This window comes from Agromyces excoecariae (assembly GCF_051715505.1).
Taxonomy (GTDB): domain Bacteria; phylum Actinomycetota; class Actinomycetes; order Actinomycetales; family Microbacteriaceae; genus Agromyces.
Genome location: NZ_JBPSLA010000008.1, coordinates 122,559 through 142,501, shown reverse-complemented (window position 1 = coordinate 142,501; position 19,943 = coordinate 122,559). Strand labels below are relative to the sequence as shown.

General features: G+C 71.5%; 18 protein-coding genes and 1 other RNA gene. 7 read left to right on the top strand and 12 right to left on the bottom strand.

All coding sequences use genetic code 11. The features are described 5' to 3' along the window. Positions 1-103: 103 nt before the first annotated feature. From ACSJD1_RS08795 to ACSJD1_RS08770, 6 genes are all read right to left on the bottom strand, one after another. Positions 104-367: a hypothetical protein gene (locus ACSJD1_RS08795; RefSeq protein WP_438854931.1), complete on the bottom strand. Its 264-nt coding sequence runs from the start codon at positions 365-367 to the stop codon at positions 104-106. A gap of 134 nt (positions 368-501) precedes the next feature. Next, positions 502-1,158 carry a hypothetical protein gene (locus ACSJD1_RS08790; protein ID WP_438854930.1) on the bottom strand — a complete coding sequence of 219 codons (657 nt, stop codon included), beginning with the start codon at positions 1,156-1,158 and terminating at the stop codon, positions 502-504. 201 nt (positions 1,159-1,359) lie between these two features. Beyond that, positions 1,360-4,482: a M14 family metallopeptidase gene (locus ACSJD1_RS08785; RefSeq protein ID WP_438854929.1), complete on the bottom strand. Its 3,123-nt coding sequence runs from the start codon at positions 4,480-4,482 to the stop codon at positions 1,360-1,362. A gap of 134 nt (positions 4,483-4,616) precedes the next feature. Beyond that, positions 4,617-5,441 (bottom strand): TIGR01458 family HAD-type hydrolase, encoded by an 825-nt coding sequence (locus ACSJD1_RS08780; RefSeq protein ID WP_438854928.1) that lies wholly within the window; start codon positions 5,439-5,441, stop codon positions 4,617-4,619. After that, entirely contained in the window at positions 5,438-6,622 is a 1,185-nt protein-coding gene (locus tag ACSJD1_RS08775; protein WP_438855046.1) for an FAD-dependent monooxygenase, read from the bottom strand. The genes ACSJD1_RS08780 and ACSJD1_RS08775 overlap by 4 nt, the downstream gene beginning before the upstream one ends. 118 nt (positions 6,623-6,740) lie before the next feature. Further along, on the bottom strand, positions 6,741-8,069 hold the full coding sequence (locus ACSJD1_RS08770; RefSeq protein ID WP_438854927.1) for an MFS transporter: 1,329 nt from the start codon (positions 8,067-8,069) through the stop codon (positions 6,741-6,743). Between the two features lie 78 nt (positions 8,070-8,147). Between ACSJD1_RS08770 and prfB the strand changes: the two genes are divergently transcribed. The 5 genes from prfB (at position 8,148) to smpB (ending at position 12,966) form a co-directional block, all read left to right on the top strand. Beyond that, the gene (prfB, locus tag ACSJD1_RS08765; protein ID WP_438854926.1) at positions 8,148-9,254 is read left to right on the top strand and encodes a peptide chain release factor 2; all 1,107 of its coding nucleotides are present in this window, start codon (positions 8,148-8,150) and stop codon (positions 9,252-9,254) included. A 147-nt stretch (positions 9,255-9,401) separates the two neighbouring features. Beyond that, a complete protein-coding gene (locus ACSJD1_RS08760) occupies positions 9,402-9,932 on the top strand; it encodes a flavodoxin domain-containing protein (RefSeq protein ID WP_438854925.1) in 531 nt (176 codons plus the stop codon). Between the two features lie 81 nt (positions 9,933-10,013). After that, positions 10,014-11,444, top strand: coding sequence for a cell division ATP-binding protein FtsE (gene ftsE, locus ACSJD1_RS08755; RefSeq protein WP_438854924.1), 1,431 nt, complete (start codon positions 10,014-10,016; stop codon positions 11,442-11,444). After that, on the top strand, positions 11,441-12,352 hold the full coding sequence (ftsX, locus tag ACSJD1_RS08750; RefSeq protein WP_438854923.1) for a permease-like cell division protein FtsX: 912 nt from the start codon (positions 11,441-11,443) through the stop codon (positions 12,350-12,352). The genes ftsE and ftsX overlap by 4 nt, the downstream gene beginning before the upstream one ends. Before the next feature lie 137 nt (positions 12,353-12,489). After that, the gene (gene smpB / locus ACSJD1_RS08745; RefSeq protein ID WP_438855045.1) at positions 12,490-12,966 is read left to right on the top strand and encodes an SsrA-binding protein SmpB; all 477 of its coding nucleotides are present in this window, start codon (positions 12,490-12,492) and stop codon (positions 12,964-12,966) included. A 12-nt stretch (positions 12,967-12,978) separates the two neighbouring features. On the opposite strand, the gene ACSJD1_RS08740 is transcribed toward smpB, so the two are convergent. Next, positions 12,979-13,287, bottom strand: coding sequence for a transcriptional regulator (locus tag ACSJD1_RS08740; protein WP_438854922.1), 309 nt, complete (start codon positions 13,285-13,287; stop codon positions 12,979-12,981). Next, on the bottom strand, positions 13,280-13,744 hold the full coding sequence (locus ACSJD1_RS08735; RefSeq protein WP_438854921.1) for a hypothetical protein: 465 nt from the start codon (positions 13,742-13,744) through the stop codon (positions 13,280-13,282). The genes ACSJD1_RS08740 and ACSJD1_RS08735 overlap by 8 nt, the downstream gene beginning before the upstream one ends. Before the next feature lie 106 nt (positions 13,745-13,850). Here ACSJD1_RS08735 and ACSJD1_RS08730 point away from each other — a divergent pair, with 106 nt between their 5' ends. Next, positions 13,851-14,588: a tyrosine-protein phosphatase gene (locus ACSJD1_RS08730; RefSeq protein WP_438854920.1), complete on the top strand. Its 738-nt coding sequence runs from the start codon at positions 13,851-13,853 to the stop codon at positions 14,586-14,588. A gap of 27 nt (positions 14,589-14,615) precedes the next feature. Here ACSJD1_RS08730 and ACSJD1_RS08725 read toward each other — a convergent pair whose 3' ends face one another. From ACSJD1_RS08725 to ACSJD1_RS08715, 3 genes are all read right to left on the bottom strand, one after another. Beyond that, positions 14,616-15,278, bottom strand: a complete 663-nt coding sequence (locus ACSJD1_RS08725; RefSeq protein ID WP_438854919.1) for an SIMPL domain-containing protein — start codon at positions 15,276-15,278, stop codon at positions 14,616-14,618. Between the two features lie 130 nt (positions 15,279-15,408). After that, complete coding sequence (locus ACSJD1_RS08720; RefSeq protein ID WP_438854918.1) at positions 15,409-16,698, bottom strand: glycosyltransferase; 1,290 nt, start codon at positions 16,696-16,698, stop codon at positions 15,409-15,411. 73 nt (positions 16,699-16,771) lie between these two features. Continuing rightward, the gene (locus ACSJD1_RS08715) at positions 16,772-18,967 is read right to left on the bottom strand and encodes a glycoside hydrolase domain-containing protein (protein ID WP_438854917.1); all 2,196 of its coding nucleotides are present in this window, start codon (positions 18,965-18,967) and stop codon (positions 16,772-16,774) included. Between the two features lie 226 nt (positions 18,968-19,193). On the opposite strand from ACSJD1_RS08715, the gene ssrA reads away from it, so the two are divergent. After that, positions 19,194-19,562, top strand: a transfer-messenger RNA (tmRNA) gene (ssrA, locus tag ACSJD1_RS08710). Between the two features lie 133 nt (positions 19,563-19,695). Here ssrA and ACSJD1_RS08705 read toward each other — a convergent pair. Next, positions 19,696-19,935: a hypothetical protein gene (locus tag ACSJD1_RS08705; protein ID WP_438854916.1), complete on the bottom strand. Its 240-nt coding sequence runs from the start codon at positions 19,933-19,935 to the stop codon at positions 19,696-19,698. Positions 19,936-19,943 lie beyond the last annotated feature (8 nt).

Sequence of the window (19,943 nt, the reverse complement as noted above, 5' to 3'; positions counted from 1 at the left end):
GGCCTCCTCTCCGCGTGCGGGTTGCTCGGCCATCCTCCCACCGCGCCGCGGCCGTTCGCCCGCTCGTCATGCGCTCCGCGCGGTCGACGTGCATGCACAGCGCTCAGGCGCGCGTCGCCGCCATGACGAGGACGACCGCGACGAGCACGATGGGGACGCCGATCATGCCGACGATGACCGCCCGGCGCAGCCGGAACATCGGGTCGTGGTCCCACATCGCGTTGGGCTGCATCCCCGTCCGGTTCACGCGCCGATAGCGGGCACCGCAGTCGAGGCATTCCCAGATCGTTCCCGCCGGGTGGGCGTTCACCGAGGGCAGGGAGCATCGGTGCGGAGTCACGGATGACGAACGGTCGGCGGTCGGCATGCGGCCCACGATAGGGCTCGACGGGTGGATGCCGGGGCGTGATCGCGCGACCTGTGGATGAAGCGGACCGGATTGCTCCACTGACCGTCCTGGTTCGCGGACGGGGCGGACGCGCCCAGTTGCGGCTCCGCAGGTCACTGCGGGGTGAGGGTGAACCGGGCGAGCTCGCATCGCGGCCCGGGATCCAGGGTGCATGGCAGGAGCTGGTGCCAGAGGAACCGGTAACCGTACTCGTGGCCGTCGTCGCCGACCAGGTCGGCGGTACCGCTGAATCGATCGAGCGACGCCGCGCGCAGGCCCTCGCCGAAGAAGTCGGTGACCATCGCCCTGACGTCCGCCGTCCCGACCGCGAACCGTTCGCTCCGGTCGTCTGTGTCGAGGCACGCCCCAACGCCGGGGGCGTCAATCTCGTCGTCCAGCCACCAGAGCTCGATGACCTGGTCTGATACGGACAGACGCCCGATGGTCCCCTTCGGCGTGGCGATGAGCTGGGGCGTCCACGTCTCGATGCCGGCGGGCCGTTCGAGCGCCCACTCGGGGAAGGGATCGACCATCCCGCCCTCGATCCAATCGACGATCGCCTGTTCCCGCGCGACCTGCTCGGAGGTGCAGAACTCGTCGCGTGTGGTGTTGATGAAGACGACGAACCCGTTCGTGAAGTCCGGACCTGTGAACGCGAACGGGTCATCGAACGCTTCCGGCGGCCCCCCGACGGCGGCGGCCGGGGCGGCCGGCGCGCTGAGGAGCAGCGCGGCCGCGGCGAGCGTGAGCAGTGAACGGATGGCTGACATGGCTTCCCCCCGGGGATGTCGATGCCGATGCCGTTCGGTGGACGGGCACCGACGTGCCGCAGAGGCTACCCCGGTGCCGTCGGACCCGCAACGTGCGCGGGCGGACACGGCCGACGGGCGCGGGCGGCGACGAACGACGACGCGGAGCGGCCGGCGACCCGAAGGTCGCCGGCCGCCCGGTGCGGTGCTCCGAACCGCGGGTCAGTCCAGCAGGTGGTCCAGCGCGCGTCCCATCCACTCCGCCCGGGTCGCGGCATCCGTGATGCCCTCGAACCCGAAGCCCGCGTAGAGCGAGCCCGGCGTGGCCACGACCGCGGCCTCCGGGAACCCGCCCGCCGTGATGCGGACGAAGTTGTTCGGGTTCGGCGAGCTGCCCGCGGGGGGGCCGGTGATCGACCAGCCGTCGAGGTCCTCCGTCTCGAACGAGGTCGACCCCTCGCCCGTGGAGACCACCACGTCGTCGAAGAACACGCCCAGGCCCTGCGTCGCCCAGTCGCTGGCGTACGACAGCGCGACCTCGACCTGGCCGCCGGCATAGGGCGTGAGGTCGATCGACCACTGCTGCCAGCCGCCCGAGTTGCCGGACGCGGCGTTCCACACGCCGTCGCCCGACCCGGTCGGGCTGCAGGTGCCGTCGGCGTTCAGCGTCTGGTAGTGGTCGAGCTGCGGGTGCAGCTGATCACCCCACCCGGCCGGACAGCTCTGACCCGTGTCCTGAGACGTGTGCCCGTTCGCGTCGGGCAGCGTCGTCCAGTCGTCCATGCCCGGCGTATGCGCCTCGACGAACGTGTAGTCCCAGTCCGCCTCGGTGTCGTACGACGTCCAGAAGTCCAGCGTCGCGCCGCCGGCCGGCACGTCGATCGTGCGCATCACCTGCTTGTACGAGACGTCGCCCAGCTGCGAGTACAGGTAGTAGTCGCCCGTGTGCGGCGCGTAGGGTCCGCCCGGGCGATCCCACTTGGCCGCGACCCAGCTCTCGAACTGCGGGTAGTCGGAGACCGGCAGCACGCCGCTCGTCGTGATGAACGAGTTCGTGTGGAACTGGTTCTCCGCGCTGTCCGTGCCGTTGAAGCCCCAGCTGAGGCCCTCGAGCGGCACATCCACGCCGAGTGCGTCGAGCGCATCGCCCTGGTCGTCGAGCCCGGCCGAGTCGACCGCCACGTAGGCACCGAGCCAGTACTGCAGCACGTCGTTCGTTCCGTCACCGGAACCGCCCAGCGGCTTGCATCGGTCGATCACCTGGACTCCGCCGGCCACGCACTGCCCGTTCGCCGACGTCGGGTCGTAGAGCTGCGTACCGACGTTCGGCGTGAACTGGCTGCCGGCCCAGTCGCCCGTGTAGAGCACCTGGCCGCCCTCGTTCATGAAGTCGCGCACGTTCAGCAGTTCGTCCATCGCCAGGCGCTGGCCGTTGCCACCGGGCCGCCCGGCGTCGCGCGTGACGATGTCGTCGCCCGTGTACCAGATGACGGCGTCGTAGTGCGAGAGCACGCCGAGCGCGTCTGCGGCGACACGGCCTCGGGCGTCGACGTCGTAGACGTCGTAGCTCGTGCCGTTCGCCTCGAGTGCGTCGGTGTAGGACTCGAGGTACGCCGGACCGGGGTGCGGCGCGCCCGGCGAGGCGCCGGTGTAGTCCTCGGCCGCGAGCACCAGCACGTCGGCGTCCGACTCGGAGACGGCCTCGTAGGTGAACGAGTCGCTCACCTCGCCGCCGCCCTCGAACCAGACCTCGACGGAGTCACCGGGATTCGTTCCCGTCACCATGCCGCTCATCACGTGGTAGTACACGTCGGTGTTGCCGCCGTAGCGGTCGCCGCCGTTCCACTCCGACGTCGATGCGCTCTGCGCGCCGCCGCCGTTGATCGCGTACTTCACGGTCACGTCGCCGAGGCTGCGCTTCGCGAGGACGCGCACCTCCTGCGGGTCGCCGTACGAGTACTCGAACGTGAAGTTCGACTGCGGGAGCCCGACCTTGTAGTCGTCGTCGCTCTCCAGGTAGAACGGCTTCGTCTCGTTGCCGAGGTGCGACACCGGGTTCGCCGGGTCCTTCGCCGACTTCGCGACATCGGTCGAGAACGGCAGGATCCGCTCGAACTCGGCCTGCACCTGCGCCTCGTCGTCGGGGAACACGAAGCCGCCGCCGGCGTCGCCCTCGCCGAGCTCCGGCGTCCACGCGAGCGTGCCGTGCGACACGTGCGCGAAGTCGGTCGTCTCACCGTTCGTCACGTAGAGCACGTCGGATGACAGGCCGGGCTCGAAGTCGTCGACCGCCGGGTTGTCGAGGTTGCCCGACAGCGCGTAGTAGATGGGATCGTCCGCACTCGGCGTGCCGATCTGCCATCCCTCCGGGTACAGCAGCCACTGCCCGAAGGAGTGGTAGTTGACCTGGAACTCGGGGTGCGCCCGGTCGAACAGCGCCATCATGGCCTGCGTCTCCGGCTCGGAGCCCGGCGACGGGCCGCGGTAGGTCTCGCTCGACGTCTGCGCCGATGAACCCTCCTCGTCGTACCCGAAGTGCTCCGGGTAGTTGCGGTTCGGGTCGACGCCGTCACCGCGCGTGATCTCGCCGTTGCCGTCGTTGTCGCGGAGGTTCTTCCGCCACAGTCGCTCGTGGTCGAACGTGTACTGGTAGCCGTCGGGGTTGGCCACCACCAGGAACCAGAGCTCGGTCGTCTTCAGGAGGTCCTTGACCTCCTTGTTGTTCGACCGCCACCCGTCGACGTACCAGTTGAGCAGCCGTCGGTTGGTCTCGGCCGCGATCCACTCGCGCGCGTGCTGGGTCGAGCTGTAGACCACCGCCGGTCGCGAGCCGTCCTTCTGGCCCTTCGCACCCTGCGTGAGCTTCAGCGCGATGATCTCGCGGCCCTCGTAGGTCTCGCCGAGCACGACGAGCTTGACGAGCTGCGGGTTGTCCTTCGCCAGCTTGTACATCTGGTCGCGGATGCCGCCCGGCTCGTCGTAGGACCGCCAGACGTCGTAGCCCGACGCGGCCTGCTCCTCGGCCATCTGCTTGGCCGACTTGCCGCCCTTGCCCTTCGTCACCTTGACGTCGATGCCGCGCGCGGAGAGCCCCTTCGCCTCCTCCTCGGACAGGATGAGCTGCAGCTCGACGCCCTTCCCGGACGCCTTGCTTGCCGCGATGTCGAGTCCGGAGGCCGCCATGTCGGCCGCCTCCTCCGCGCTGACCTCCGCGGTGTACATGTCGAGCGAGCCGACATCGTCCTCCGCGGCGTTCGCGCCGATGGGACTCAGCATCGCGGCCATGACCGCGGCCGCGGCGGTTCCGAGGGCGATCCGGGTTCGGGTGGAACGGTTTCCAGTCATGACGACCCCTCCGGTCCGGCTGCCGGCCAGAGGGGAGTGGTGACGACGACGTCGTGCGTACCAGATCGCCACACTTCTGGCGCGTGCGGACCCTACGGGCCACCTTGGCCGCGGGCCGCTCGCGGTGTCAAGGTTCAGGTCGAGGATTCGTCGAAACCGTCGTCCGACGCCCGATTCCGCCACCATTCGGGCAGCTCGGCGATGGAATCGAGCACCGCATCGGGTTCGACCGCGCCACCGAGGTCGCTCGGCTCGAACTTCCCGGTCCTGACCAGCACTCCGGCCAGTCCGGCGCGCTGCGCGCCCTCGACATCCGACCGGATGTCGTCGCCGACCATGACCGCCTCGTCGGGGGACTCGGCGAGCGAGTCGACGGCGGCGCGGTAGAAGGCCGGGGCCGGCTTGCCGAGCACCACGGCCTCGCGCCCGACGGCGTACTCGAGGCCCCGGACGAAGGCGCCGACATCGAGGCGCAGCCCGTCCTCGGCCCGCCAGTACCTGGTGAGCCCGAGGGCCACGAACGGGATGCCGGGATCCTCGGCGAGCAGCCGGAAGGCCCGGTTCATTGTCGCGAAGTCCCATCCGCTGCCGAGATCGCCGACGACGACGGCATCCGCGGCCGTGGACCCGGACGCCGTCACCCCGGTCACGCCGAGCTCCGCGAACTCCGCCGCGGTCGCCTCGGGCACGAAGAGGGCGGGATGACGGCAGCCCTCCGCCGCGAGCCAGGCCGCCGCCGCGACGATCGGCGTGAGCACCTCGTCGACGTCGACCCGCACGCCCATGGCCGCCAGCTTCGCGATGATGTCGCGCCGCGGGCGCGAGGTCGTGTTCGTCACGAACCGGTGGGGGATTCCGCGCTCGACGAGCCACGCGACCGTTTCGGCACCGCCGGGCACGGGCCGGTCGCCGACGTAGAACACGCCGTCGAGGTCGAGCAGCACGCCGTGGACGCTCACACTCCGGTCCCGCCCTTCAGCCCGGTCCCGCCGGCGATGGATCGCATGACCAGCCGGTCGATGACGGGCAGCGACGACGCGCGCAGCGCCCACCGCCGGAGCAGCAGCCGGAACCGGTCGGGCGGCAGGAACGTGTTCGCGGCGCGGCGTCCGGCCGCCTGCTTCTCCTCGACCACCGGTCGCCACCGGCGCTCGTACTCGCCGAGCGCCGCCTCGATCGCGGCGGCATCGCGGCACGGCCCCACGAGTCCGCCGAGCAGTTCGGCGCCGGCGATCGCCATCGACGCGCCCTGCCCGGCGAGGAGCGAGACGGCCTGGCATCCGTCGCCCGCGAGCACGGTCGAGCCGCGGTGCCAGCGCGGCAGGACCACCTGCGCGACCACGTCGTCGTACGGGTGCGGCGGGCAGCGCTCGAGCAGTCGGTCGATCGGATGCCACAGCCCGCCGAACACGCGACGCAGGCGCGTCGGCGCGTCCTCGTGCGGGTCGACGCCGGCGTGCGCCTCCTCGCGGTAGGCGAGGAACGCCGCGACCCGCCCGTCGCGCAGGCCGTAGATCCCGGCCTGGCGGTCGACCGTGTCGGTCAGCACGAACCGGCCGTCGAACTGGGCGTGCAGGTCGGGCGCCCCCTCGATCACGTACGCCGCCGCCCGGAGCCCCAGCGGCCGGAGGAACTGCGACTCGTCGCCGAACAGCGCCTGCCGCACGCTCGAGTGGATGCCGTCGGCGCCGATCACGAGGTCGGCGCCCGCGAGCCGCCCCCCGAGCCCAGTGCCGCCCTCGCGTGCCTCGGCCACGTCGTACGGCGCGCCGTAGTGCACCCGCACCGAGTCCGCAGGAGCGTCGGCGAGCGCCTCGATCAGGACGAGTTCGAGGTCGGGGCGCATGAGGCTGAGCAGGCGCCCGTCGACGGCCTTCGCGAACTGGTCGTAGTCGATGCTCGCGGTCCGCTTCCCCGACCGGGCGTCCACGTACTCCACCGCGCCGATCCGGTAGGCGACCCCGCGCAGCCGCGGGAGGATCCCCATCCGCTCCGCGGCGTCGAACCCGAGGCCGAAGAAGTCCATCATGTACCCGTCGGCACGGGGACCCCGTGCGCGTTCGAGCACGTCGACCTCCCACCCCGCGAGCGCCAGCTGCCGCGCGCTCGCGAGCCCCGCCATCCCCGCTCCGATGACCACGGCCCGCACGCCGCCCCCGTCCCGGCGCTGGCCGACCCACCGCCTCGATCGCGACGCTACCCCGTGGGTGCGTGCGGTTCCGGGCCATCCGGCCCGCGCGGAGCGATCGAGCCGCGGCTCAGACGTCGGCGGCCGGAGTCCACGCCGCGTCGGGCTCGGGCGGCTCGGGCGACGGATGCCGCGGCGCGCGCGGCACGTACCGCGGGATCCACCGCCACAGCATGCCCGCGCCCACGAGGCCGAGCACGCCCATCGCCGCCGCGGCGGCCACCAGCGAGAGCGCCGATGTGATCGCCGAGATCGCGAGCGGCGCCGCGGCGCCGCCGGCGTCGGCGATGGTGCGGAACGCGCCGAGGAACGGCGCCGGGTTCGACGCGGGAGCGAGGTCGGCCCCGAGCGTCAGGATGACGCCCGACGAGAGCCCGTTCGCGACGCCGAGCAGCATGGTGGCCCCGATGAACCAGGCGACCGCACCCGGCACGTCGTGCGTGGCCGACAGCACGAGGTGGCCGGCCGCGAGGCCGACGAGCCCCGGGATCGCGCTCCAGAGCCGGCCGTGCCGATCCATGACGTGGCCGCTCACGTAGAACAGCGCGAAGTCGACCGTCGCCGCGATGCCGATGACGAGGGCCGCGGCGTCCGGGCGCATCCCGAGTGAGACCGCCCACAGCGGCACGATCACGGTGCGGCTCGCGCGGAGCGCGGCGAGCAGCCCGACCCCGGTGCCGATCCGCCCGAGCACGCCGCGATACGCGACGATGGCATGACGGATGCCGCCCGCGGCATCCGCTCGGCCCTGCTCCACGGTCGCGGCGTCGTCGCCATTCCCCGCGGACGCGGCACGCACCCGGAGCGCCGCGCCGAACACGCGCTCGGGGTCGGGGAGGACGAGCAGCACGGCGACGACCGCCGCGCACGCCGCGATGAGGACCCAGAACACCGCCGTCGCGGATCCGGTCCACGCGATGATCGCGGCCGCCGTGAAGGGGCCGATCGCCCAGCCGCCCCGGAACACGCCGGCGAGCGTGGACAGCGCGCGGGCGCGCACGCGGGCGGGCACGTAGCTCGTCAGGAACGCGTGTCGGGCGAGCCCGAACACGGCCGTCGCGAGTCCGAGGAGGAAGACGCCGACCGCGAGCGCCCACCCGGTCGTCAAGAGGAGCGCGAGGAGCGTGCCGGCCACGGCGAGCGCCGACGCCCCGATCATCGCGGCGCGTTCGCCGACGCGCGCCACGAGCCATCCGGCCGGGAGGTCGCCGACGAGCTCGCCGACCATGAGCATCGCCGCGATGAGGCCCGCCAGTGCGAGCGAGGCGCCACGGTCGACCGCCACGACCGGGATCACGGGGATGAGCGCCCCCTCGCCGAGTGAGAAGAGCAGCGTCGGCAGGTACGCCGGGAGGACGATCGACCGCCACGAGAACGGGTCGGCGGTGTCGGCGGTCATCGCCTGCGATCGTACGCCCGCCCGCCGTCATCCGCCGCGCAGGCCGCTCACGGCCCGGCCCACTAGGCTGGACGGGCCATGTTGGATCTTGACCTCACGCAGGAGATCTCCGCCCTGCGAACCACCTTCAGCGACATCCGCGCCGTCGTCGACGTCGACGCCCTCCGGGCCGACATCGCCCGGCTCTCCGAGGAGGCCGGTGCGCCCTCCCTCTGGGACGACCCCGCCAATGCGCAGAAGGTGACGAGCGCGCTCAGCCATCGCCAGTCCGAGCTCAAGCGCGTCACCGAGGTCGAGCGTCGCATCGACGACCTCGAGGTGCTCGTCGAGCTCGCGAACGAGATGGAGGACGAGGAGTCGGCCGTCGAGGCGCGCAAGGAGCTCGCCGCACTCGAGGAGACCGTCAGCCAGCTCGAGGTGCAGACCCTCCTCGACGGCGAGTACGACGCGCGCGGCGCGGTCGTCACCATCCGCTCGGGCGCCGGCGGCGACGACGCCACCGACTTCGCCGAGATGCTCATGCGCATGTACCTGCGCTGGGCCGAGCGTCACAAGTACCCGGTCAAGGTCATGGACACCTCCTACGCCGAGGGTGCGGGCATCAAGTCCGCAACGTTCGAGATCGACGTGCCGTACGCCTACGGCACGCTCTCGGTCGAGGCGGGCACGCACCGCCTCGCGCGCATCAGCCCGTTCGGCTCCGCCGACAAGCGCCAGACGAGCTTCGCCGCCGTCGAGGTCATCCCGGTGATGGAGGAGGCCGTCGAGGTCGACATCCCCGAGAACGACATCCGCGTCGACGTCTTCCGCTCGTCGGGCCCCGGCGGGCAGTCGGTGAACACGACCGACTCGGCCGTGCGCCTCACGCACATCCCGACCGGCATCGTCGTCTCGATGCAGAACGAGAAGTCGCAGATCCAGAACCGCGCCGCGGCGATGCGCGTCCTGCAGACCCGCCTGCTCCTGCTCAAGAAGGAGGAGGAGGCCGCGAAGAAGAAGGAGCTCGCCGGCACCATCACCGCGAGCTGGGGCGACCAGATGCGCTCCTACTTCCTCTACGGCCAGCAGCTCGTGAAGGACCTCCGCACCGGCTACGAGGTCGGCAACCCGGCGACCGTGTTCGACGGCGATCTCGACGGCCTCATCGCGGCCGGCATCCGCTGGCGCAAGCAGAAGGTTGACTGATCCGCTGACGCGCCGGCCCGGGCGCGTGCGCGCCGTGGCGCGGGCGCGGGCGCGGGCGCGGGACCTTCGGCACCGCTCGCGCGAGAGCGCGCGGTCTAGCCTCACCCCTGTGGGACGACGGGCGTTCCACCGGGGGGAGTGAGCATCATGCGCGTGCTGGTCGCGTACTCGAGCAAGTACGGCGCGACGCGGGGCATCGCCGACCGGATCGCCGATCGGCTTCGCGACGCCGACCACGAGGTCGACATCGAGCACTGCGACGACGTCGAGTACCCCGAAGGGTTCGATGCCTTCGTCATCGGCAGCGCCGCCTACCTCGGCAAGTGGCGGAAGGAGGCGCGCCAGTTCGTCCGCCACAACCACGAGCTGCTCGAGCGCCGACCGGTCTGGCTGTTCTCCAGTGGCCCGCTCGGCACGGAGCGCGTCGACAAGGACGGCAACGACGTGCTCGCCGGCGCCGCCCCGAAGGAGTTCGCCGAGTTCGAGGACCTCGTCCACCCGCGGGGGACGATGGTGTTCTTCGGCGCGCTCGACACCGAGCACCTGCGTGGTCCCGACCGCATCGTGAGCTGGATGCCCGCGAACGACGCGCTGCCCGAGGGCGACTTCCGCGACTGGGACGCGATCGATGCCTGGGGCACGAAGGTCGCGACCGAGCTCGCCGCACTGCCCGCCTGACTCGGGCGCATCGGCGCGCGGCCGGACGTTTTCCGGTGTCGCTGCCCCGTTTCGAGCGGATGCCGCCTACGCTCGAACGCGATGATCCGCTTCGACTCCGTCACCAAGTCCTACCCCGGACAGGCTCGACCCGCGCTCGACGACATCACGGTCGAGATCCTGCGCGGCGAGTTCGTGTTCCTCGTCGGTGCGTCGGGGTCGGGCAAGTCCAGCTTCCTCCGCCTGATCCTCAAGGAGGACCGACCGACGGCGGGTCGCATCCACGTGCTCGGCCAGGACCTCCGCTCGATCTCGACGCGCAAGGTCCCGTACTTCCGCCGCAACCTCGGCGTCGTGTTCCAGGACTTCCGGCTGCTGTCGAACAAGAACGTCTTCGAGAACGTCGCATTCGCCCTGCGGGTCATCGGCAAGTCGCGCGGGTTCGTCCAGTCCGCGGTGCCCGAGACGCTGAAGCTGGTTGGCCTCGACGGCAAGGGCAAGCGGATGCCGCATGAGCTCTCCGGCGGCGAGCAGCAGCGCGTGGCCATCGCGCGAGCCATCGTGAACAAGCCGCAGGTCCTGCTGGCGGACGAGCCGACGGGCAACCTCGATCCCGTCACGAGCGCGGGCATCATGACACTGCTCGAGCGGATCAACGCGTCCGGCACGACCGTCGTCATGGCCACGCACGAGGCGGGCATCGTCGACCAGATGCAGCGTCGCGTGATCGAGCTGAGCTCCGGCGAGGTCGTCCGCGACGAGCGCAGCGCGGGCTACGCCGTCGGCGGCACGCTCGCGCCCCCCGTCACGTCGGTCGTCGGGGCGATCCCGGCGGGTGATGCGGCTCCGTCGGACCGCGCGACCGACGCAGCCGGCCCGGAGCCGTCCGATGAGCGGGCCGGAGCCGAGCCGGCTCCGGTCGCCACCACGACGGGGGAGGCGACGGCCGTCGCGGTCGTCGCCTCGATCCGCGCGGAGGAGGCACTGCACGAATCGGGGCTGGCGTCCCCGGAGACGGGTTCGACGGAGTCGACGGATGCCGCGGCATCCGTCGCCGAGACCGCACCGGCGACGGCGAAGCGACCGACGGCCAGGAAGAAGCGCGCGACCAAGCGCTCCCCGGCCACGGCCGAATCGGCGGCGCAGGCCGCTGAGGAGGCATCGACCGGCACCCCGATGGACACGGGCACCGTCGGCGTCGCCGCGCCGAAGGTCACCCGCAAGGTCATGCAGGAGGCCCCGCCGCTGTACGTCGAGCCCGAGGAGCGCGACGCGGTCACCGACGAGGCGGCGGAGATCACGGCCGCCGCGACGATGCCGGTCGAGCCGCTGACGACGAAGGTCCGGGCGGGTGAGGGGGCGTCCGACGGCGACGACTCCGACGGGGACGGTCGCGACGGCCCACCCGGAAGGCCGGCCGCACCCGCGAGCACGAAGTCCGCGCACCTCACGCTCGCCGAGCGCCTCGGCCTTCGCAGCCCTGCCGGCCCGCGCGCCGGCGACGACGACCAGGAAGTGGGGCCGGTGAAGTGAGGTTCGGTCTCGTGCTCGCCGAGGCGGCGAACGGCCTGCGCCGCAACGCCACGATGGTCATCTCGGTCGTGCTCGTCACGTTCGTCTCGCTCACGTTCGTCGGCACGGCGGCCCTGCTGCAGCTGCAGATCGCGCAGATGCGCGGCTACTGGTACGACCGGGCGCAGGTCGCGGTGTACCTGTGCACGGCCGTGTCGACCACCGAGGGCTGCGTCGACGGCGAGGCGACGCCCGAGCAGAAGGAGGCCGTCGAGGCCCAGCTTCGCGGCGACACGCTCGCGCCGTTCATCGACGAGTACTACTTCGAGGACCGCGACCAGGCGTACGCGAACTTCCAGGAGCAGTTCGCCGGCACCCCTGCGGCCGATTACGTCACGCCCGACGTGCTCAACGAGACCTTCTGGGTCAACCTCACCGATCCGTCGCAGTCGGCGGTTCTGGTGGAGAGCCTCGCCGGAATGTCGGGCGTCGAGCAGGTCGTCGACCAGCGCCGCTACCTCGACCAGATCTTCGACGTCCTGAACGCCGCGAGCTACACGGCGATCGCGGTCGCGGCGGTCATGCTCGTCGCCGCGGCCCTGCTCATCGCCACGACGATCCGACTCTCGGCGTTCTCGCGACGCAAGGAACTCGGCATCATGCGGCTCGTCGGCGCCTCGAACCGGTTCATCCAGACGCCGTTCGTGCTCGAGGGCATCTTCGCCGGGCTGCTCGGATCACTGCTCGCCGGCGGGGCGGTGGTCGCGATCGTGACCTTCTTCGTGCAGGGCTACCTCGCCGACTCGCTCTCGTTCACGTTCGTCGGACTCGATGACGCGTTGCTTGTGGTGCCGCTGCTCGTCGCGGTCGGGGTACTGCTCGCGGCGGTGTCCGCGGCGATCGCGATCCGGCGGTACCTGCGGGTCTAGGCCTCACGCGGGCGGCCCTCCTCCGACCGACGTCGGCCCGCGGCCGTCCTCAGGCGACGGATGCCGCGACCGCCGCTAGACTGAAGGGCTTGCCGGCGCTCGCCGGCGGCATCCGTCATCGAAGCGAGGAGTGGACCGTGCCCAGGGAACGCGGTGAGAAGGTCGTGGCGACCAACCGCAAGGCGCGCCACGACTACCTGATCGAGGACACCTACGAGGCCGGCATCGTGCTCTCGGGGACCGAGGTGAAGTCGCTCCGGCAGGGTCGGGCGTCGCTCGTCGACGGGTACGCCTTCATCGACGGCGGCGAGATCTGGCTCGACGCGGTGCACATCCCCGAGTACACCGAGGGCACGTGGAATAACCACGCGCCGCGACGCAAGCGCAAGCTCCTGATGCACAAGCAGGAGATCGTGAAGATCAGCCACAAGACCAAGGAGGGCGGCTACACGCTCATCCCGCTGTCGCTGTACTTCAAGGACGGGCGCGCGAAGGTCGAGCTCGCGGTGGCCAAGGGCAAGCGCGAGTACGACAAGCGGCAGGCGCTGCGCGAGCGCCAGGACAAGCGCGAGGCCGATCGCGCCATGGCCAGCCACCGTCACCTGGGGGAGTAGGCCGCCGGGCGATCAGCCCGCGATCTCGCGCAATGCGGCGAGGTGGGCCGAGAACGCGGCCCGTCCCCGAGTCGTCATCGACAGCCACGTGCGCGGGAACTTGCCGACGAAGCCCTTCCGGATGCTGACGTAGCCCGCAGCCTCGAGCGCGGACGCCTGCTTGCTGAGCGCGGAGTCGCTGAGTTCGACCGAGTCGCGCACGAAGGCGAACTCGGCCTCGTCGGCGGCCGCGAGCAGGGCCGCGATCGAGAACGGCACGGGGCGCTGCAGCAGCGGATCCAGGCGATGTCGCGGGTGCCCGGCATCCGCCGCGTCAGGCACGGACGACCACCAGTTCGCGCAGCGAGCCCCACAGCGGCGGGATCGCCGTCGCGATCGCCGCGACCGCGAAGTAGACGGGGGCGCCGGGGAAGGCGAGCAGGCCGATCGTCAGCGACGTGCCGAAGACCGCGCCCCACCCGCCCACGGCGAGCCCGAAGCGTCGCGAGAACCCGAGGCTCGCGGCGCGCATGCGCCGCAGGTGGACGACCGAGAGCACGCCGAGCACGAGCGCGAACGCGATCGAGAGGGCGAGGATCGGCGCCTCGTCGCTGCGGTCGTACCACCCCAGCGCGAAGAGGTACATGGCGGATGCCGCGGCGAGCCCGGTCAGCCACGCGGAGGCCGATGCCGAGCCCTCGACGGCGACCCGCCGGACCGCCGTCTCGGCCTCGCGAACGAAGGCGGCGGCATCGGCGGGCCCGGGAAGTTCTGCGTCGGTGGGATCGATGGAGGACATGCGATCACCATAGCAAGTACTTGCCACTCTGGAAAGTACTTTCGTGGATTCGATCCACCCGGCTCCTCACGGCCTGCTGACGGCAGGGCGGGCTAGACTCCGCCGGGTGGAGATCTCGACGCGCATCCCGGTGCCGGGCACCTACAACTTCCGCGATGTCGGCGGTCTGCCCGCGCGCGGCGGTACGGTCCGCTCCGGGCGGCTCTTCCGGTCCGATGGGCTGCACCGGCTCGGCGACGACGGGCGCGATGCCCTCCGTCGACTCGAGGTCGGGGTGATCGTCGACCTGCGCGACGACAACGAGGCGCGGGCGATGCCCGACGACCTCGTCGGGCTCGACGTCGAGGTGCTGCGGCTGCCGGTGTTCGAGGGCTCCGGCGCGTCGCAGGGCGGGCGAGGCATCTCGCTCGAGGCGCTCTACCACCGCATCGTCACCAAGCACTCGGCCGTGGTCGTCGAGGCGCTGCGTGAGATCTCGGGCGCCGGCGACCGCGCGGTCGTCGTGCACTGCACCGCAGGCAAGGACCGCACGGGCATCGTCGTCGCACTCGCCCTGCTCGCCGCCGGCGTGGAACGCGAGGCCGTCATCGTCGACTATGCGCTCACCGAGGGGCACCTCGCCGGCGAGTGGCTCGAGGAGATGGTCGAGCTGATCGGCCGTTACGGCGTGCCCGACACCCCCGAGTTGCGCGTGCTCATGGGCGGAAGCCCGCGCGAGGCGCTCGAGTCGGCGCTCGACGAGGTGGAGCGCAGCCACGGCACCGTGCGCGAGTACCTCATCGCGTCGGGCCTCGGGCGGGACGAGCTGGCCGCGCTCGAGGCGTGGCTCATCGCGCGCGACTGAGTCCCGGCGCGACGGCGCCCCGGTTCGTCAGCCGGCGGTGAAGCGCGCGTCGACGGATGCCTCGACCACGAGCTTCGCCGGAGCGAACTCCGGCGTCGGCCCGGCATCCGCGACGTCCATCGACATGGCGCGCATCGCGGTCGCCTTGTGCGCCCGCGGGATGGGCTGCGCCTGGAGCATGCCGTGGTCGGCCAGCTCCGTCGGCGCGGGCGCCCCGAGCCCGAGCGCCTCGGCGTAGACCGCCGCCTTGCGGACGGCGTCGGCGATCGCCGCGCGCTGCGCCGCCTCCTGCACGCGATCCCGCGTGACGTCCGTCAGTCGCCAGTCGATGCCCTGCACGGTGACGTCCGCGGTCGCGGAGATCGGCCCGACCCAGGCGCCGAGCGCGTCGAGGTCGCGGAACACGACCTCGACGTCGGCGGAGGCCTGGTGCACGAGCGGCAGCCGACGGCCCTGGTCGTTCCACGGGCGGTGCGACCACACGCGGAGCTGTCCGGCCGACCACGACTCGAGCGCGCCCGCGGACTCCTGTTCGCGGATCGCGGCGAGCAGTCGCTCGTGCGTGTCGCCCACCGAGGCGAGCACGTGGTCGCGGTCTGCGCCGCTCGACGCGACGGCGAGCGACACCGCCCCGAGCTCGGGGTCGACGCGCTCCTCGGCGCGACCGGTGACGGCGATCGTGGTCGGCATGCGGGACCTCCCGGCGGTTCGGCCGCGCGGGACGCGGCGTCGGTCGGCCGCGCCCCGGCGCGGCCGACCTCAGCATACGTCTGCCCGTCCGACGTCGGACGGAGCCCGACGGCGGACTCGCGCCGTCGACTCAGGCGATCGCCCGCTCGGGCAGCACCCCCGCTCCGTCGAACAGGCGGTCGAAGACCGTGCCCCGATCGAACTGGAGTGCGTACGCTCGCGCGCGCTCGGCGCGGTGGGCGCGCTCCTCCGGAGTCAGCGCGAGCGCCCCGTCGATGGCCTCCGCGATGGCGTCCGGGTCGTCGACCGGCACGATGATCGCGTGCTCGCCGACGGCCTCGCCGATGCCGCCGGTGTCGGTCGTGATGACCGTTCCACCGCCCGCGAGCATCTGCTCGGCGAGCGCGATGCCGAAGGTCTCGACGAACTCGGGCCGCGGCTTGCTGGGCAGCACGTACGTCGCGCACCCGGCCATAAGGTACGGCTTCTCCGCGTCGTCGACGTCGTCGAGGAACACGATGCGGTCGGCCACCGGTGATGCGGCCGCCCTGGTGCGGAACTTCTCGGCGGCCGGGCCCCGACCCACGATCACGAGCTTCAGACGGTCGTTCGCCGCCGTGCGCTCGTACCCCGCGATGAGGTCGTCCACGCCCTTCGCCTCGGTCAGCCGCGACAGGAACAGCACGTACCCGTCGGGCTCCAGGCCGCGCGCGGCGAGCACGCCGCGCACGATCGCCGGGTCGAGGTCGAGGTACTGCGACGTGTCGATCGCCGGGTACGAGATCCGGATCCGGTCGCGGCACTGCTCGGCGAAGCGAGTGCCGTGGAAGGCGTCGATCTCGGAGGCCGCGGCGACGATGAGCTGCCGCGTGTACTCCGAGACCGCGACGCAGTGGTCCTGGGCGAGGTAGCTCGAGAGGATGTGCGCGGCCGCCCCGAAGCGGCCCTCCTCGACGCACGAGCGCACGACATTGGTGACATCCGACCCGACGGCCTCGGCGATCGTCGTGACGTTCACCGGAAGGCCCGTGCTCCACGCGGCGCGCACGGCGTCGGTCACGGCGACCGTGTGCGGGCTGAGGTAGAGCGACAGGCACACGGTGGGCACCCCGTCGGTGAACAGCTCGACGAGCCGGCCGGTGATGCCCGCGAGGTACCGGCCGTCCGGCACCTTGTAGTCGCCGACCGGTTCCGGGCGCTCGACGATGATGCCCGGGCTGTACGGCAGCATGCGGTCCAGCGGTTTCAGCGGCAGGCCGGCCGCCTCGAGCCGGTCGATCGGCCAGGTCACGATGCGCACCTCGTCGAACCCGCGCTGCAGCGCGGCTTCGGCGAGGTTGCGACCTTCGACCGAATGGCCGCAGATGACCGGATCGGCGCGGTTGACGATGACGAGGCGGTTCCGGGGCGGAGCGTTCACGGCTCCTCCTTTCCTGGTGGGGCGCGGGGCGCGCGTCCTGATCGGGCAGGTCTGGTGGCGGGGATGCCGCGGGTCAGCGCCCCGGCGAGGAGGGCGGGCGCGACATCCGCCCCCATTCGCTCGGTTCGGGGCCGAGGCGCAGCAGCAGGCTGCCGCCTCGGTGGAGTTCGTCGCCGCGGAGCCACGTGCGCTCGAGCGGGTCGCCGTTGAGCTCGGCCGACTGCACGTACTGCGCGGGGCCGTCGCGGCGTGGCTCGACGAACCCGCTGGTCTCGATGCGGAAGGCGTCGCCGCCGACGCGCAGCTCGGATTCGGCGAACGCCGGGGCGTTGACGAGGAAGAGGTTCTGGCCGGCCGCGGGGAACAGGCCGAGGCTCGCCCACACGTACCAGGAGCTGATGCCCCCCGAGTCGTCGTTGCCGGGGAGGCCCCCGCGGCCCGTGCCGAACTGCTGGTGCACGGCGGCGTGGACGATCTCGGCGGTCCGGTCCGGGCGGCCGGCGTAGTGGTAGGCCCAGGGCGCCTCCATATCCGGCTCGTTGTTGAGGCCCTCGAAGCGCCCGAGCGCGTACCCGGCCGCGAGCTCCTCGAGGCCGGGCGCGACGCCGGGCTGCCGGACCGGCTCGGCACCGAAGCCGAAGAAGGCGTCGAGCGCCGCGACGAAGCCGTCGTCGCCCCCGGAGAGCTCGATGCGGCGGCGCATGTCGGGCAGCAGCCGGAACGAGTAGTTGAAGCGGCTGCCCTCGTAGAACGTCGAATCGCGCAGGAGGCCGGTCTCCTCGTCGAACGCGTTGACCCACCTCGTCGAGAGCGCCGTGAACTCCTCGACGAGCGCACGGTCGCCGACGCGGGCCGCGACCTTCGCGGTGCACCAGTACCCGTAGGCGAGGTCGAGCGTGTGGCTGATCGGGTGCGCGTGGCCGCGGAGCAGGAAGTCCTCGCCGTACGTGCGGCGGAGGTCGGCGTGCATGTGCACGAGCGCCCACTCCCAGTCGATGCCCGGGAGGCCGAGCTGGCAGAGGTCGGCCAGGAAGGTCTGCGCGAGCGCGCTGCCCTGTCGGGAGAACCGGTCGCTGCCGCGGGCCATCCGGTAGCCGATCGGGAAGTTGCCCTCCTCCTCGCAGATCGTGAGCAGCGCGTTCGCGAGCTCGACCGCGCGCTCGGGGAACAGGGTCGTGATCAGGGGAAGCTGCGTGCGGTAGATGTCCCACATCGTGCAGAGGTCGAACACGAACGGGCCCTCGGTCGGCCAGAACGGACTCTCCTCGGGCGCGAGGCAGGGCTTGATCAGCGAGTGGTAGAGCGCCGTCGAGAACACCGTCTGGCGCTCGGTCGACGGGGTGTCGACGGTGACCGCCTTGAGGTGCTTCCGCCACGCCTTCTTCGTGCGGTCGCGGCGGTGCGGGAACCGCGCCGGACCGGGACCCTCGTCGGTGCGGAGGTTCGCCCGCGCCTGCTCGACGCCGCGCAGCGAGAACCCGATGCGCACCTCGATGCTCTGGCCGGGCTCGCTGGGGCCCGCCCACATGAGCCCGAACGGGCGCAGTGTGGTCGGCCTGATGTGGTCGAACGCGAGGCGGGTGCCGCCCGGCATCAGCCGCCGGTCGTACCAGAGCATCTGCCGCCAGGTGTGCGCGTCGCACTCGATGTAGACCGCGAGCGGCGCGCCCTCGACGACGATCTCGCCCTGCGCGATGCCCGGTGCGACCTGCTCGAGCTTCGCGCGCAGCGGGATCGTCTCGCCGTGCGGGATCGACAGGCCCCCGAGCGAGAAGTCGATGACGATCCGCGCGTTCTGGTTCTTCGGGAAGGTGTAGCGGTGCACCGCCGACTTCGGCCCGACGGTGAGCTCGGCGCGGATGCCGGAGTCGAGCGTCGCAGCGTAGTACCCGGGTTCCGCCGCCTCCTCGAGGAGCTCCCAGGTGCGGCCGAGCACGTCGAGCGGCTCGAGCATGGGCGTCACGCGGAAGTAGTTGTAGTACTTGCGGATCGCGCCCGTGCCCGACTGCTGGAAGTGCGTGAAGCCGGATGCCACCCCGCCCTCGTGGATCTTCGGCGGCACGCCCTCGGTCGCGAGGTCGTACCGTCCGTACCCGGTCGGGTACGCCCCGGAGTACGCGCACGCCGACACCATTCCGAGCGGATACGTCGCCCCGGGATGCGTGTTGCCGACCTGCGGCTTCGGCCACCACCAGGTCGCGGCCAGCCCGGTCTGCGGGGGAAGGTCGACGGCCTCGGTGCCGATGAACGGATCGACCCGCGCGATCATGCGGCTCGCATCGTGTCGGAACGTCCCATGCGGGGACGCTACGTGCTGACGGAGCCCCGCGGGTTACAGCCACATGAACGATTCCGCAGCGACAGCCGGAATGCCCTCGGGGGTGGTCCTGTTGTATCCTGTAGGGCCGCGCACCCTTCGGGCTCCAGCGCGGTTGGCAACTCCACAGCGTGCGATGACGACCCGCCTTCCGACCTCCGGTCGGAGCGCGTCTCACGGGGATGATCGGTTTCGACATCGCCTGCGAGACCACGAGAAGCGGGCCGAGGATGCAGGGTTATCTCGTGAACGCTCCCTGCGAAACAATAACTGCCAATAAGTCGCAGAACGACTACGCCCTCGCTGCCTAAGCGAGTCCGTTAGTCCGTCAGCCCGGGTTCGTTCCCGCCCCGGTCGCTGGCGTCATCTAGGGAACTCGCTGTACGACGTCGCCTGAGCGTCGTACGGGACTTTCTTCAGGCTGGGCCCGTCGACCTGGCTGCCTGTGGCAAGGGTCGGGGCCGAGCAGAACGCTTCACAGGATGCGCCCGGAGAAACCGTGGAATCCCAGCGATGGACGGGGGTTCAATTCCCCCCATCTCCACCACCGGTCGTCATCGCACGCTGTGCCCGCCTTCGATCGCCGCGCCCCGCACGGGACGCGGCGATCGGCGTCTGCAGGCGCTGTCGCGTGTCGGCCCCGGCCGTCACCTCGGACGGTCGGCGCGCGAGCGCCGAACTCAGCTCCGCGACGCGTTGACGTGGGCTCGCGCGGCGAGCCGCTGAAGCCAGGAGCCGCGGGCGGGCTCCGGTTCGGCAGGCTGGACGTCGTCGTCGGCCGGCGCCTCGGCGGCGTCGAGTGCGGCCGCTTCGGCCTCCCGCTCCGCCTTCCAGATCAGGTACGCGGCGTACGGATCGTTCTCAGGATCCAGCGGTTCCGGATCGACGAACTCATGTCGTCGACGTGCAATCGCCCGCATCTCTTTCC

What these genes read in the sequence shown, in the direction of transcription:
- ACSJD1_RS08715 (WP_438854917.1), bottom strand. Translation starts at nt 18,967, where the DNA reads ATGATCGCGCGGGTCGATCCGTTCATCGGCACCGAGGCCGTCGACCTT.
- ACSJD1_RS08790 (WP_438854930.1), bottom strand. Translation starts at nt 1,158, where the DNA reads ATGTCAGCCATCCGTTCACTGCTCACGCTCGCCGCGGCCGCGCTGCTC.
- ACSJD1_RS08795 (WP_438854931.1), bottom strand. Translation starts at nt 367, where the DNA reads ATGCCGACCGCCGACCGTTCGTCATCCGTGACTCCGCACCGATGCTCC.
- ACSJD1_RS08760 (WP_438854925.1), top strand. Translation starts at nt 9,402, where the DNA reads ATGCGCGTGCTGGTCGCGTACTCGAGCAAGTACGGCGCGACGCGGGGC.
- prfB (WP_438854926.1), top strand. Translation starts at nt 8,148, where the DNA reads ATGTTGGATCTTGACCTCACGCAGGAGATCTCCGCCCTGCGAACCACC.
- ACSJD1_RS08785 (WP_438854929.1), bottom strand. Translation starts at nt 4,482, where the DNA reads ATGACTGGAAACCGTTCCACCCGAACCCGGATCGCCCTCGGAACCGCC.
- ftsE (WP_438854924.1), top strand. Translation starts at nt 10,014, where the DNA reads ATGATCCGCTTCGACTCCGTCACCAAGTCCTACCCCGGACAGGCTCGA.
- ACSJD1_RS08735 (WP_438854921.1), bottom strand. Translation starts at nt 13,744, where the DNA reads ATGTCCTCCATCGATCCCACCGACGCAGAACTTCCCGGGCCCGCCGAT.
- ACSJD1_RS08725 (WP_438854919.1), bottom strand. Translation starts at nt 15,278, where the DNA reads ATGCCGACCACGATCGCCGTCACCGGTCGCGCCGAGGAGCGCGTCGAC.
- ACSJD1_RS08705 (WP_438854916.1), bottom strand. Translation starts at nt 19,935, where the DNA reads ATGCGGGCGATTGCACGTCGACGACATGAGTTCGTCGATCCGGAACCG.
- ACSJD1_RS08770 (WP_438854927.1), bottom strand. Translation starts at nt 8,069, where the DNA reads ATGACCGCCGACACCGCCGACCCGTTCTCGTGGCGGTCGATCGTCCTC.